The sequence below is a fragment of the Pseudomonas sp. PDM30 genome, from assembly GCF_019218985.1.
Taxonomy (GTDB): Bacteria; Pseudomonadota; Gammaproteobacteria; order Pseudomonadales; family Pseudomonadaceae; genus Aquipseudomonas; species Aquipseudomonas jessenii.
This window is the reverse complement of record NZ_JAHUWM010000005.1, coordinates 101578-115314: the sequence shown is the minus strand read 5'-3', so window position 1 is coordinate 115314 and position 13737 is coordinate 101578. Positions and strand designations below refer to the sequence as shown.

The window sequence follows — 13737 nt, the reverse complement described above, 5'->3', positions numbered from 1 at the left end:
GTGATGTCGGCTGACAGATAGCTATCGCGAGCAAGCTCGCTCCCACAGTTGATCTTCATTGCCTGTACCCATTCGGTTTAACACCATGAATACATCAACTGCAAAAGCTCACATGGACATTGCCCAGCCGCAGCGCAAAAGCAGCGTGGCCAATCCCGGCTGGTTTCTGGTCAGCCCTTCGGTGGCATTGCTACTGTTGTGGATGATCGTACCGCTGGGTATGACCGTCTACTTCTCGACGATTCGCTACAACTTGCTCAACCCCGGCGAGAACGAGTTCGTCGGCCTGGAAAACTTCACCTACTTCCTCACCGACTCCGGCTTTCTGCCCGGCGCCACCAACACGCTGTTGCTGGTGGGCAGCGTGCTGCTGATCAGTGTGGTACTCGGCGTGCTGATCAGTGCCCTGCTGGAGGCCAGTGAGTTTTTCGGTCGCGGCATCGTACGGGTGATGCTGATCTCGCCGTTTTTCATCATGCCCACGGTGGGCGCACTGATCTGGAAGAACCTGATTTTCCATCCGGTGTCGGGGATTCTCGCCTACGTCTGGAAGCTGTTCGGCGCGCAACCGGTGGACTGGCTGGCGCACTACCCGCTGCTGTCGATCATCATCATTGTCTCGTGGCAATGGCTGCCCTTCGCAATCCTGATCCTGATGACCGCCATGCAGTCCCTCGACCAGGAACAGAAAGAAGCCGCGCGCCTGGACGGTGCCGGGCCCATCGCGATTTTCTGGCACCTGACCCTGCCGCACCTGGCGCGGCCGATTGCGGTGGTGGTGATGATCGAAACCATCTTCCTGCTCTCGGTGTTCGCCGAAATCTTCACCACCACCAACGGCGGTCCCGGCTACGCCTCGACCAACCTCGCCTACCTGATCTACAACCAGGCGCTGGTGCAGTTCGATGTCGGCATGGCCTCGGCGGGCGGCCTGATCGCCGTCGTCATCGCCAACATCGCCGCGATCATCCTGGTGCGGATGATCGGCAAAAACCTGACCGACAAAGCCTGAGGCCTGCCATGACTCTTCAACAATCCCGTCGCCTGCAAAGCCTGCTGCTCGGTACGTTGGCCTGGGCCATCGCGATCCTGATCTTCTTTCCGATCTTCTGGATGGTACTGACCAGTTTCAAGACCGAGATCGATGCCTTCGCCACGCCGCCGCAGTTCATCTTCATGCCGACGCTGGAGAACTACCTGCACATCAACGAGCGCAGCGACTATTTCAGTTTCGCCTGGAACTCGGTGGTGATCTCCTTCAGCGCCACCGCGCTGTGCCTGCTGATCGCGGTGCCGGCGGCCTACTCCATGGCGTTCTACGAAACCCGGCGCACCAGAGGCACGCTGCTGTGGATGCTCTCCACCAAGATGCTGCCGCCGGTGGGCGTGCTGATGCCGATCTATCTGCTGGCCAAGAGTTTCGGCCTGCTCGATACACGGATCGCGCTGATCGTCATCTACACGCTGATCAACCTGCCGATCGTGGTCTGGATGATTTACACCTACTTCAAGGACATCCCCAGGGACATCCTCGAAGCCGCGCGGCTGGACGGCGCAACGCTGGCACAGGAGATGCTCCGGGTGTTGCTGCCCATCGCCAAGGGCGGCCTGGCATCCACGGTGCTGCTGTCGTTGATCCTGTGTTGGAACGAGGCGTTCTGGTCGCTGAACCTGACCTCGTCGAAAGCCGCGCCACTGACCGCATTGATCGCCTCGTACTCAAGCCCCGAAGGGCTGTTCTGGGCCAAATTGTCGGCCGTCTCGACCCTGGCCTGTGCGCCGATCCTGATCTTCGGCTGGATCAGCCAGAAACAACTGGTGCGCGGCCTGTCGTTCGGCGCCGTGAAATGAATACCGCTAACCGAATGCGACTCCTGTGGGAGCGAGCTTGCTCGCGATAGCGGTGGGTCAGTCAGCATCAATGCCGACGGATACACCCTCATCGCGAGCAAGCTCGCTCCCACAAAAAAGCCCACCTGGTTCAACTGAATAAAAACAAACGGAGGCCCATCACCATGGCCAACCTGAAAATCAAGAATCTGCAAAAAGGCTTCGAAGGCTTTTCCATCATCAAGGGCATCGACCTTGAAGTGAACGACAAGGAGTTCGTGGTATTCGTCGGCCCGTCGGGCTGCGGTAAATCCACGCTGCTGCGGCTGATCGCCGGGCTGGAGGAAGTCAGCGGCGGCACCATCGAACTCGACGGCCGCGACATCACCGAAGTGAGCCCGGCCAAGCGCGATCTGGCGATGGTGTTCCAGACCTACGCCCTGTACCCGCACATGAGCGTGCGCAAGAACATGTCGTTCGCCCTCGACCTGGCCGGCGTGGCGAAAGCCGAAGTAGAGAAGAAGGTCAGCGAAGCGGCGCGCATCCTCGAACTGGGGCCGATGCTGGAGCGCAAACCCAAGCAACTGTCCGGCGGCCAGCGCCAGCGCGTGGCGATTGGCCGGGCCATCGTGCGTAACCCGAAAATCTTCCTGTTCGACGAACCGTTGTCCAACCTCGATGCCGCCCTGCGGGTGCAGATGCGCCTGGAACTGTTGCGCCTGCACAAAGAACTGCAAGCCACGATGATCTACGTGACTCACGATCAGGTCGAAGCGATGACCATGGCCGACAAAGTGGTCGTACTCAATGGCGGCAAGATCGAGCAGGTCGGCTCGCCGCTGGATCTCTATCACCAGCCAGCCAATCTGTTCGTCGCCGGTTTCCTCGGCACACCGAAAATGGGCTTGCTCAAGGGCAAGATCACCCGCGTCGACAGCCAGGGCTGTGAAGTGCAACTCGACGCCGGAACCCGCGTCAGCCTGCCCTTGGGCGGCAGGCATCTGAGCGTCGGGAGTGCGGTGACGCTGGGTATTCGCCCAGAGCACCTGGAACTGGCCAAACCCGGCGACTGCGCCTTGCAGGTCACCGCCGATGTCAGCGAGCGCCTGGGCAGCGACACCTTCTGCCACGTCCGGACGGCATCCGGCGAAGCCCTGACCATGCGCGTTCGCGGCGATCTGGCCAGCCGCTACGGTGAAACCCTGAGCCTGCATCTGGATGCGCAACACTGCCATTTATTCGATGCCGACGGCGTGGCGTTGACCCGCCCGTTGCGCGTCGCTGCCTGATTTCAGAGAGCCTGCGATGAAATTGAACCAACTCAACCTCAACCGCCTCGCCCCTGAAGTGGTCCTGCCCGCCTACGCTCTGGGCGAGACCCGCCAAGGTATCGCGCACATCGGGGTCGGCGGTTTCCACCGTGCCCATCAGGCGTACTACACCGACGCCTTGATGAATACCGGCGAAGGCCTGGACTGGGCCATCTGCGGTGTCGGCCTGCGCGCTGAAGACCGTCGCGCCCGTGACGATCTCAAGGATCAGGATTATCTGTTCACCCTGTTCGAACTCGGCGATAGCGACGACACCGAAGTGCGGGTGATCGGCGCCCTTCGTGACATGCTGCTGGCCGAGGACAGTGCCCAGGCATTGATCGACAAACTGGCCAGCCCCGAGATCCGCATCGTCTCGCTGACCATCACCGAAGGCGGATACTGCATCGACGACAGCACCGGCGAGTTCATGGCGCACTTGCCGCAGATCCAGCATGACCTGGCGCACCCTGGCGCACCGAAAACCGTGTTCGGCTTCCTGTGTGCCGCACTGGCCAAGCGCCGCGCAGCTGGCACAGCGGCCTTCACCCTGATGTCCTGCGATAACCTGCCGCACAACGGCGCCGTCACCCGCAAGGCCCTGCTGGCCTTTGCCGCCTTGCACGACAGCCAGTTGCGCGACTGGATCGACGCCAACGTCAGTTTCCCCAACGCCATGGTCGACCGCATTACACCGATGACCAGCACCCTCCATCGCCTGCAACTGGCGGACCGGCATGGCGTGGACGATGCCTGGCCGGTGGTCTGCGAACCCTTCGCGCAATGGGTGCTGGAAGACAGGTTCGTCAACGGTCGCCCGGCCTGGGAAAAAGTCGGCGTGCAATTCACCGACGACGTCACGCCCTACGAAGAAATGAAGATCAAGCTGCTCAACGGCAGTCATCTGGCGCTGACGTACCTGGGATTCCTGAAGGGTTACCGCTTCGTCCACGAAACCATGAACGACCCGCTGTTCGTGCGCTACATGCGCGCCTACATGGACCTGGACGTGACGCCACAGCTGCCGGCGGTGCCGGGAATCGACCTGGCCGAGTACAAGAACACCCTGGTGGCGCGGTTCTCCAATCAGGCGATTGCCGATCAGCTTGAACGGGTGTGTTCGGACGGTTCGTCGAAGTTTCCGAAATTCACCGTACCGACCATCAACCGTTTGATCGCCGATGGCTGCGATACCCGGCGCGCGGCGTTGGTGGTGGCGGCGTGGGCGCTGTATCTCAAAGGCGTGGATGAACAGGGCGAGACCTACACGATTGCGGATCCACGGGCGGCGTTCTGCCAGGCGCTGGTGGCCGATGATGTGCTGATTACCCAGCGCTTGCTGGCGGTCGAGGAGATTTTTGGTACGGCCATTGCGCGCTCACCGGAGTTTGTCGCGGCGTTTGAGTGGTGCTGCAACAGTTTGCGCGAGGTTGGGGTGTCTCGGACGTTGGAACGGGTGCTGGCGTAAGTCCTGCGGTGGACCTGCTGCCGCCTTCGCGAGCAAGCCCGCTCCCACAAGGAATTTTGTGAGCAACACCAAACCCTGTGGGAGCGAGCTTGCTCGCGAAGGCGGCCTGACAGGCACCGGGAATGGGGAATCCAGACTTGTATCTAGCTGACGACCAGGAATACTGCATGACAACCCGACAACTCTTCCTCGGCATCGACTGCGGAACCCAAGGCACCAAAGCCATCATCCTCGACACGGCCAATGGTGAAGTGCTCGGCCAGGGAACCGCCAGCCACAGCCTGATCAGCGGCCCCAATGGCCGCCGCGAACAGGACACCCAGCAGTGGCTGGAAGCCTTCGCCACCGCCACTCGCCGCGCATTGCTCGCGGCCAAAGCCGATGGCCAGTCGATCCTCGGCATTGGCGTGTCCGGCCAGCAACACGGCCTGGTGCTGCTCGACGATCAGGGCAAGGTGTTGCGTGCGGCTAAACTCTGGTGCGACACCGAAACCACCCCGGAGAATGACCGACTGCTGGCCCACCTGGGTGGCGAAAAGGGTTCGCTGAAACGCCTTGGCGTCGTCATCGCGCCGGGCTACACCCTGTCCAAGCTGTTATGGACCAAAGAGCAGCATCCCGACGTGTTCTCCCGGATCGCCCGCATCTTGCTGCCCCACGACTACCTCAACCATTGGCTCACTGGCCGCAGTTGCAGCGAATACGGCGATGCCTCGGGCACCGGGTATTTCAATGTGCGTACGCGCCAGTGGGATTCGCAATTGTTGCGTGACATCGACCCCAGCGGGCGCCTGCAAGCGGCGCTGCCGGAGCTGATCGCCCCCCATCAGGCGGTCGGCACGATTCTGCCAGCCATCGCCGAACACCTGGGCATCAACCCTAAGGCCCTGGTCTCCAGTGGCGGTGGCGACAACATGATGGGCGCCATCGGCACCGGCAACATCCAGCCTGGTGCAATCACCATGAGCCTCGGCTCGTCAGGCACGGTGTACGCCTACGCCGATCAGCCGAACGTCGCCACGGATGCCGCGGTTGCCACGTTCTGTTCCTCCAGTGGCGGCTGGCTGCCTTTGATCTGCACCATGAACCTGACCAATGCCACCAGCCTGATTCGCGAGCTGCTGGACCTCGACATCGATCAATTCAACGACCTCGTTGCCCAGGCGCCAATCGGTGCCGACGGTGTGTGCATGCTGCCGTTCTTCAATGGCGAACGTGTGCCCGCCCTGCCCCATGCCAGCGCCAGCCTGTCGGGCCTGACCATGACCAACCTGACCCGGGCCAACCTGTGCCGCGCGGTGGTCGAAGGCACGACGTTCGGTTTGCGTTACGGACTGGACCTGCTACGCCGCAATGGCTTACAAAGCCGCAGCATTCGGCTGATTGGGGGTGGGTCAAAAAGTGCGGTCTGGCGGCAAATCGTCGCCGACACCATGAATACACCGGTGATCTGCACCGAACAAAGCGAGGCCGCAGCCTTGGGTGCGGCGATTCAGGCGGCCTGGTGCGTATCCCGGGCGAACGGGCATGAAGACAGCCTGGCGCAATTGTGCGAGCGCTGCGTAAAACTCGACCCGGCCAGTGAAACCCTGCCGGTCGCCGACAATGTGCAAGCCTGTCAGCAGGCGTATGAACGCTATCAACAGCATGTCGCAACCCTTTGAAGAGTGAACAACTATGTACCTGGTGTGTGGCGAAGCGCTGTTCGATTTTTTCAGTGAAAACGACGCCAGTGGGCTGGCGTCCAAAGTGAACTTCAAGGCCATTGCCGGCGGCTCGCCATTCAACGTGGCGGTGGGTTTGCGCCGCTTGGGCGTGGACGCGGCGCTGTTGGCCGGGTTGTCCACCGACTATTTGGGCCGGCGCCTGCTGCAAGTGCTGCAAGATGAGGGCGTGTGCCTGGACTACCTGCTGGAGTTTGCCGCGCCGACCACCCTGGCAATGGTCGCCGTGGGGGCCAATGGCTCGCCGCAGTACAGCTTCCGTGGCGAAGGTTGCGCGGATCGACAATTGCAACCGGAGCACCTGCCGACACTCGGGCCTGAGGTACGCGGCCTGCATATCGGCTCGTTTTCCCTGGTGGTGCAGCCGATTGCCGACACGCTATTGGCATTGGTTCGCCGGGAAAGCGGCAAGCGCCTGATCAGCCTCGATCCGAACGTGCGCCTGAACCCGGAGCCGGACATCGACCTGTGGCGTAAACGAGTCGCGACACTGGTGGAACTGGCCGACCTGATCAAGGTCAGCGACGAGGACCTGCATCTGCTGTATCCCGACCAGGACCCGGCGCAGGTGATCGAGGGCTGGTTGCAGCACCGCTGTCAGCTGGTATTCCTGACCCGGGGCGGCGAAGGCGCGACCGTGTTCAGTCGGGCACATGGTTCGTGGTCGGCCCCCGCCTGTTCGGTAAAAATCGCCGACACCGTGGGCGCCGGCGATACCTTTCAGGCGGCGCTGATTACCTGGCTGACCGAACAGCAACTGGATTCAGTGGAGGGCTTGAAGCAACTGGGCCGCGAGCAGATCGACCGCATGCTGAAGTTCGCGGTGCGGGCGGCGGCGCTGACGTGCGGCAAGACCGGGCCGGATTTGCCTTATCGCAAGCAACTGGATTTGCGCTGAATTCGAGGGCCTCTTTGCGAGCAGGCTCGCTCCTACAGGGTTGCGGGTCGTTCACAACATTTGTGTCGACGCTCGGGCATTGTGGGAGCTTGCTCGCGATGACTTTCTATCAGGCGCCCGATGGTCTTAACTGATACACAGGATCGCGCATCCGCGACAGGCGGTGTTCAGCCGGGTTAACCCTCGCTTAACCGTGCGATCCAACACTTCACTGGACCGCACGCCCTCAGACTGTTCTGACGCCCAGTGCGGCAAGTTCGACAAGCGACACATCGAACTGACATTCCGTCCGCACCGGAGATCGCTGATGAACACTCGCACCCTGCTGGTTACCGCGGCCCTCACCTGCACCGCGTTTGCCGGCCTGGCTCAGGCCAATGACACCACGACCTCTCAAGCCGTGCCCTATCACTACGGCATGCCATTGCATGTCAGCAAAGTGATTTCACTGACCGAGCCGGACACCCTGGAGTGCAAGGTGGTGAAGGCCGAGATGAAGTACATCGATGACACGGGAAAAACCGCAGAAATTTCCTACCGTAAACTTTCCGACGCTTGCGAGAACCAGGGCTGACCGAAAAATCTGATTTGGTACTTGGCAGTATTCCTTTGAGGGTTGCGGCGCTATGCTCTAGCGCCTCCCTCTCTGCCCGCAAGGATTCGCCATGCAGTTGTCGTTTCGCACGCTGTCGTTGTTTTGCGCCGCCCTATGTCTTTTGCTCAGTCTGGTCTGGGGTCTGACACCGCAATGGTTATTGTCGTTCTGGGATATCGAGTTTTCATTCGCGGTGGGGTTGGTCGCGCGACGCACCGCCGTGCTGTTTGGGGCGTTGAGCGTGTTCTCTTTTCTGGTTCGCAACGCCCCTCCTTGCGCAACCCGCAATGCGCTGAGCCTCGGCTTCGTCGTCGGCTGCTGGGGATTGGCCGTGCTGGGTTTTGCCGAATGGCTCAACGGCCATGTCGGACCGGGCATTTTACTGGCGCTCGGGTTTGAACTGGCGCTGGGCCTGGCGTTCTTCCAGACCCGGCGCGTGTCCCTGGAACCCGAAACAGCAGACTAGAGTGCTTTGCCCAGCATAGAGTGCGGTTCGACTTCGATGTGATGCTGTCTGGAACGCAGTTGGGCAATCAAGTCGTTTATTTCCCGACAACCATTGAGCCCGGAGGCATCGATGCCAGTGACCAATAGATCGAGCTGATCGGTTTGCCCGTCTGCATAGATCTTGACGGTCATCGACAGATCCGGTGACAGCGTGCACTGGCAGCGCTGGGGCAGAAAACTGCTTTCGATGATATTGCGAACTTCCAAGGCAGAAAGAAACATGGCGACTCCCTCCTTTGTGAGACTGCCGGACGATCAATGCTCGCTCATTTGCAATCCCGGCAAGCTTCAAGGGCACCTACAGCATAAAACATACCCTGAATTTCGTAGTGCAGTTCATCGGCACTTCAAGGATTTAGACGAATCACCTTTAAACCTGCCATGCGGTTTGCAATAAGCGCCCCTGGCGACCCTGCAATTTGCACGCGGGGGATCCCGGGTTTGCATTCACTGCACACGACAGTGAAAATGCCGCCCTTCACTTCAAGCAAGGAGGCATCATGAATTCTTTGACTGTTAACGCTTGCACAGCGCTGTTCGCACTGGGGCTTGCCGGCGTTGCTCACGCCGCCAAACTCGAAAACACCGCACCCTATCCGAAGGCCGAAAGCGGATTTACCCGCCAGGTGATTCACCTCGCGCCACAGACCCGGGAAAGCGACTTCCAGGTCGAGATCCTGGCCGGCAAGACGATGACCGTCGACTGCAACAACCCGCGCCTGGGCGGTATTCTCGAGGAGAAGAACCTCGAGGGTTGGGGCTATCCGTTCTATCGCCTGGAAAAAGTCATTGGTCCGATGAGCACGCTAATGGCCTGCCCGGGCGGCACGAGCAAACAGGGTTTTGTACCGGTGGTCGGTGACGGCTTCCTGCTGCGTTACAACAGCAAGCTGCCGCTCGTGCTGTACGTACCCAAGGACATCGAAGTGCGCTATCGGATCTGGTCGGCGTCGACCAAGGTCGAGAAAGCCATTCAGGAATAACCCGGCCATCCGGCGGCCCCTCGCGGCGCCCGTTTGCGGCGTCCGCTGTCGACCTGCCCAGGCATCATGCCGGGGCGCCACTCAACGCGGCGCGCTCGGCCACGTGCCCCAGACTATCGAAATTGATGTTGGCACCCGAGTCGATCGCCACCAGGGTCTGCCCCAATGCACCGGTCTGCGCGACGTACCTCTTGATCCCGGCCACGGCCAGCGCACCGGAAGGTTCGGTGATCGAGCGGGTATCATCGTAGATATTCTTGATTGCGGCGCAAAGTTCATCGTTACTGACCGTCACCACGTCATCGACGCAAAACCGGCAGACCTCAAAACCGTAAGCGCCGATCTGCGCCACCGCCACCCCATCGGCGAAGGTGCCGACGCTCGGCAACACGACCCGTTCGCCGGCATGCATCGCCGCTTGCAGACACGCGGAATGTTCCGACTCGACGCCAATGACGCGAACTTCCGGCCGCAAGTATTTGACGTAGGCGGCGATACCCGCGATCAGCCCCCCGCCACCCACCGGCACGAAGATCGCGTCCAGAGGCCCCTGATGCTGACGCAGGATTTCCATCGCTACCGTGCCTTGCCCAGCGATCACCTCCGGGTCGTCGAAGGGCGAAACAAAGGTGCGACCGGTTTCCCGGGCCAAGTCCAGCGCAAAGGCCAGTGCGAACGGAAAGCTTTCGCCGTGCAACACCGCATCGGCGCCCCGACTGCGCACGCCGATGACCTTCAACTGCGGCGTCGTGCAGGGCATGACGATGGTGGCGTTGATCCCCAACTCCCGCGCCGCCAGTGCCACGCCCTGCGCATGATTGCCCGCAGAAGCCGTGACCACGCCGCGGGCCTTTTGCACCTCGCTCAGTTGTACCAGCTTGTTGTAGGCACCGCGGATCTTGAAAGAAAAGGTCGGCTGCAAGTCTTCGCGCTTGAGCAGGATCTGGTTGCCCGAGGCTTCGGACAAGGCCGGTGCCGGTTGCAAAGGCGTGCGCACGGCCAGCTCATAGACCGGCGCGGCAAGGATTTTTTTCACGTAGCCTTCAAGCAAGGCCTGTTGATCGGTTGTGAAACTCATCGTCGTCTCCTGACATTGATCGGGGCCCGGGAGACAGAAAGTAAAAACCCGCCTCGAGGGCGGGTTGGGTGCTGCAGTCGTGAGCTAGCCCGCCAAATGAGGAATGGCGGTAATAATGCTTGGCTGGCAGCGCAATACGGTGGAAGTCATGGCTCGAAATTAGCCGGACGTTGATGGCAAGTCAATGGCAAGTTTGCGGTGGTCGCTATAGGCTACCGGTTCTATTCATTGCCCAAGGAAGGAAAACATGAAGGCCATTACCCTGCCCCTTATCGCCTTGATCGCTTTTGCCGGCTATACGGTTTCAGTGATGCTCCAGGCCGAACAATCGCTGATCGATTTCGGCATCAGCCTGATGTCACGCCCGGATACTGCGCAAGTGGTGATCGATCTTTACCTGCTGGCGACGCTGGCAGCAATCTGGATGTACCAGGATGCGCGAAAGCGCGGGCAGTCGGCGGTTTCGGTGGTGCCATATCTACTGATTACCGCTGTGTTCGTGTCGATTGGGCCATTGTTGTATCTGGTGGTACGTGGGTTTCAGAATCGAAAGAGTTCAGTTGCCGCGACTCGACAGATCTGACCGACCTCCCGTAATGAGGTTTAAATTGCAATCGCGAGCAGGCTCGCTCCTACACAAGATTTGAAAAACCGATGCCCTGAAACTCAATACCCGTTCTGCAGCCGCTCACTATGGCGGCTGCAGGACAAGCCCACGGCTGGTTACTTCAAACCCACCTTGTACAACCCGCCGTTCTCCTCATCGGTCAAAACATACAAGTATCCGTCCGGCCCCTGCCGTACGTCGCGAATGCGTTTTTTCAGCTCCCCGAGCAAGCGCTCCTCGTGGATCACCTTGTCGCCATCGAACTCCAGGCGGATCAGTTCCTGGCTGATCAGCGCGCCGACAAACACGTTGCGCTGCCAGACCTTGAAACGATCGGCATCGTAGAACGCCATGCCACTCAGGCCCGGGGACTTTTCCCAGACATGATTCGGGACAAGGGTGCCTTCGGCGATTTCACCCTTGGCTTCGGGAATCGGTTGACCGGAGTAGTTGATGCCATGGGTCGCCAGCGGCCAGCCGTAATTCTTGCCGCGCTCGATGATGTTGATTTCATCGCCGCCCTGAGGGCCGTGTTCGTTTTCCCACAGCGTGCCGTTCCACGGGTTGAGCGCGGCGCCTTGCGGGTTACGCTGCCCGTAGGACCAGATCTCCGGGCGCACGTTGGCCTGGCCGACAAAGGGGTTGTCCTTGGGCACAGTGCCATCCGGGTAGATTCGCACCACTTTGCCTTGCAGCTTGTCGAGGTCCTGGGCGGTCGGGCGGTCGTTGTTTTCCCCCAGGGTCACGAACAGATAGCCGTCGCGATCAAACACCAGCCGCGAGCCAAAATGGTTGCCCACCGAGAGCTTGGGTTCCTGACGCAGGATCACCTGGAAATCCTTGAGCGCTGTCATATCGTCGGAGAGCCGGCCGCGGCCCACCGCCGTGCCGGCCTTGCCGCCCTGACCGCCACCTTCGGCATAGGACAGATAGACCATCCGGTCCTGCTTGAAGTCGGGCGACAGCGCCACGTCGAGCAATCCACCCTGCCCCTTGGCCCAGACCGTGGGTACGCCATTGAGCGGTGCGGACAACTTGCCTTCGGCGGTCACCAGTCGCAGGTTGCCGGGCCGTTCGGTCACCAGCATGCCTTTGCTATCCGGCAGGAATGCCAGGGCCCAGGGGTGCTCCAGCCCCGTCACGATGGGGGTGACCTCAAGGGTGCCATCTTCGCTTTTCATCGTCTGGGCCGGTGCGGCAACGGCGCTGATCAATACGCCGGCACAGAGGGTTGCCAACAGGCTTTTACGCAACATGCAGGATTCCTTTTCTGACGGAAATGAGGCTTGGTGAAAAGTAGCGGGTAGACGTCATGCCCGCCACTCAACGGTTGCTGCTACCGGTGTCTCGAGGCGGTGGATTGGGAATAAATTTCGGTGGGCTGGCGGGCGCTGTCCGGTCGGGGTAGCGATTACCAATGCCACCGTTGTCCAGTGTCGGCGGGCGCGGGACCGGCACGGTATTGGGTCCTCGTATGGCCGGGGTGCCGGGTTGGGTGCCTTGCATGCTGTTGGGATTGGCCCGGCGAATCGGACTGTTGTAAGGGTTGTTGTTGGTGCTGCCCGGCAGGTTCTGGGCCAACTGCAACGAAGCAGAGACGTCGGCCTGGACCAAGGAGCCAAGTACGCCACTCAAGGCCAGTGCAATGGCGCCAAACACGTATCGGTTCATGGGGGTGCCTCTCTGCGTCCGCGTGGGTAAGGACTTCGATACCACGCTACGCCCGAGGTTCGGATTTGTTAACCAAAAACTCCCCGGCACGGTCTGGCACCCGGTTGATCCGGCGAGGGAACCGGTGCGCAGACCACAGAAACTTTTGCCCTGGACCGCAGGTCACCTGAACATCACTCGCGAGTAGACGACCATGGCACGGGCAATCTGGAAAGGCGCAATCAGCTTCGGACTGGTGCACATCCCCGTGGCGCTGGTCTCGGCAACGTCCTCCCGAGGCGTCGATTTCGACTGGCTCGACAGCCGCAGCATGGACCCGGTGGGCTACAAGCGTGTCAACAAGGTGACGGGCAAGGAAGTCACCAAGGAGCACATCGTCAAGGGCGTGCAATACGAAAAGGGCCGGTACGTGGTGCTCAGTGAAGAGGAGATCCGTTCCGCTCATCCGCTCTCGACCCAGACCATCGACATTTTCTCCTTTGTCGACGGCAAGCAGATTCCCTTGCAGAACATCGACACGCCTTACTACCTGGCTCCCGACAAACGCGGCGGAAAGGTCTATGCGCTGCTGCGCGAAACCCTGAGCAAAACCGGCAAGGTCGCCCTCGCCCGCGTGGTCTTGCATACCCGCCAGCACCTGGCCGCATTGATGCCGCTGGAATCGGCACTGGTCCTGGTGATGCTGCGCTGGCCGGCCGAGGTGCGAAGTCTCGATGAACTGGCGCTGGGCAGCGAAGTGACCAACCCCGAACTGGCCAAGGGCGAACGGGACATGGCCAAACGCCTGGTGGAGGACATGAGTGCCGAGTGGACGCCGGACGACTATCGGGACGGCTTCGAAGACAAGATCATGGCCCTGGTGGACAAGAAGGCCCGTGAAGGCAAGATCGAAGACGTCGAAACCGCTTCTGGTGAAGAGGAGCGCAAAACGGCGGATGTCATTGACCTGACCGAACTGCTCAAGCGCAGCCTCGGCAGCGGTAAAGCAGCGTCCAGGCCGAAGGCGGGAAGCAAACCGGTTGCCAGGAAGAAAGTCAGTAAGTGATCCGTTGGATGTCCCGGACTG

Annotated in this window: 15 protein-coding genes; 11 read left to right on the top strand and 4 right to left on the bottom strand. The window is 60.7% G+C overall.

Annotation, left to right across the window (positions count from 1 at the left end):
• Positions 1–85: 85 nt before the first annotated feature.
• The 8 genes from KW840_RS14085 (at position 86) to KW840_RS14050 (ending at position 8291) form a co-directional block, all read left to right on the top strand.
• On the top strand, positions 86–1012 hold the full coding sequence (locus KW840_RS14085; protein ID WP_218495725.1) for a carbohydrate ABC transporter permease: 927 nt from the start codon (positions 86–88) through the stop codon (positions 1010–1012).
• 8 nt (positions 1013–1020) lie between these two features.
• On the top strand, positions 1021–1851 hold the full coding sequence (locus KW840_RS14080; RefSeq protein ID WP_057400064.1) for a carbohydrate ABC transporter permease: 831 nt from the start codon (positions 1021–1023) through the stop codon (positions 1849–1851).
• A 164-nt stretch (positions 1852–2015) separates the two neighbouring features.
• Positions 2016–3119, top strand: a complete 1104-nt coding sequence (locus KW840_RS14075) for an ABC transporter ATP-binding protein (protein WP_218495722.1) — start codon at positions 2016–2018, stop codon at positions 3117–3119.
• Positions 3120–3135: 16 nt separating this feature from the next.
• The gene (locus tag KW840_RS14070; protein ID WP_218495720.1) at positions 3136–4608 is read left to right on the top strand and encodes a mannitol dehydrogenase family protein; all 1473 of its coding nucleotides are present in this window, start codon (positions 3136–3138) and stop codon (positions 4606–4608) included.
• Between the two features lie 167 nt (positions 4609–4775).
• A complete protein-coding gene (gene xylB, locus KW840_RS14065; RefSeq protein ID WP_218495718.1) occupies positions 4776–6272 on the top strand; it encodes a xylulokinase in 1497 nt (498 codons plus the stop codon).
• 13 nt (positions 6273–6285) lie between these two features.
• A complete protein-coding gene (locus KW840_RS14060) occupies positions 6286–7230 on the top strand; it encodes a carbohydrate kinase (RefSeq protein WP_218495715.1) in 945 nt (314 codons plus the stop codon).
• Positions 7231–7537: 307 nt separating this feature from the next.
• Positions 7538–7804, top strand: a complete 267-nt coding sequence (locus KW840_RS14055; protein WP_218495713.1) for a DUF2790 domain-containing protein — start codon at positions 7538–7540, stop codon at positions 7802–7804.
• 91 nt (positions 7805–7895) lie between these two features.
• Positions 7896–8291, top strand: coding sequence for a hypothetical protein (locus KW840_RS14050; RefSeq protein WP_218495711.1), 396 nt, complete (start codon positions 7896–7898; stop codon positions 8289–8291).
• Here the strand turns inward: KW840_RS14050 and KW840_RS14045 are convergent.
• Positions 8288–8554, bottom strand: coding sequence for a DUF1652 domain-containing protein (locus tag KW840_RS14045; protein WP_218495709.1), 267 nt, complete (start codon positions 8552–8554; stop codon positions 8288–8290). The two genes, KW840_RS14050 and KW840_RS14045, sit on opposite strands and share 4 nt — an antisense overlap.
• A gap of 278 nt (positions 8555–8832) precedes the next feature.
• Between KW840_RS14045 and eco the strand changes: the two genes are divergently transcribed.
• Entirely contained in the window at positions 8833–9315 is a 483-nt protein-coding gene (gene eco, locus KW840_RS14040) for a serine protease inhibitor ecotin (RefSeq protein ID WP_218495703.1), read from the top strand.
• A 64-nt stretch (positions 9316–9379) separates the two neighbouring features.
• Here eco and ilvA read toward each other — a convergent pair whose 3' ends face one another.
• On the bottom strand, positions 9380–10393 hold the full coding sequence (gene ilvA / locus KW840_RS14035) for a threonine ammonia-lyase, biosynthetic (protein ID WP_218495700.1): 1014 nt from the start codon (positions 10391–10393) through the stop codon (positions 9380–9382).
• Between the two features lie 247 nt (positions 10394–10640).
• Here ilvA and KW840_RS14030 point away from each other — a divergent pair, with 247 nt between their 5' ends.
• Positions 10641–10976, top strand: coding sequence for a DUF2834 domain-containing protein (locus KW840_RS14030; RefSeq protein WP_090455328.1), 336 nt, complete (start codon positions 10641–10643; stop codon positions 10974–10976).
• A 140-nt stretch (positions 10977–11116) separates the two neighbouring features.
• Here the strand turns inward: KW840_RS14030 and KW840_RS14025 are convergent, their stop codons facing one another.
• On the bottom strand, positions 11117–12256 hold the full coding sequence (locus KW840_RS14025; protein ID WP_218495697.1) for a PQQ-dependent sugar dehydrogenase: 1140 nt from the start codon (positions 12254–12256) through the stop codon (positions 11117–11119).
• A gap of 67 nt (positions 12257–12323) precedes the next feature.
• Positions 12324–12671 (bottom strand): hypothetical protein, encoded by a 348-nt coding sequence (locus KW840_RS14020; protein ID WP_090455332.1) that lies wholly within the window; start codon positions 12669–12671, stop codon positions 12324–12326.
• Positions 12672–12864: 193 nt separating this feature from the next.
• Here KW840_RS14020 and KW840_RS14015 point away from each other — a divergent pair, with 193 nt between their 5' ends.
• Positions 12865–13716 carry a Ku protein gene (locus KW840_RS14015; protein WP_218495692.1) on the top strand — a complete coding sequence of 284 codons (852 nt, stop codon included), beginning with the start codon at positions 12865–12867 and terminating at the stop codon, positions 13714–13716.
• Positions 13717–13737: the final 21 nt, after the last annotated feature.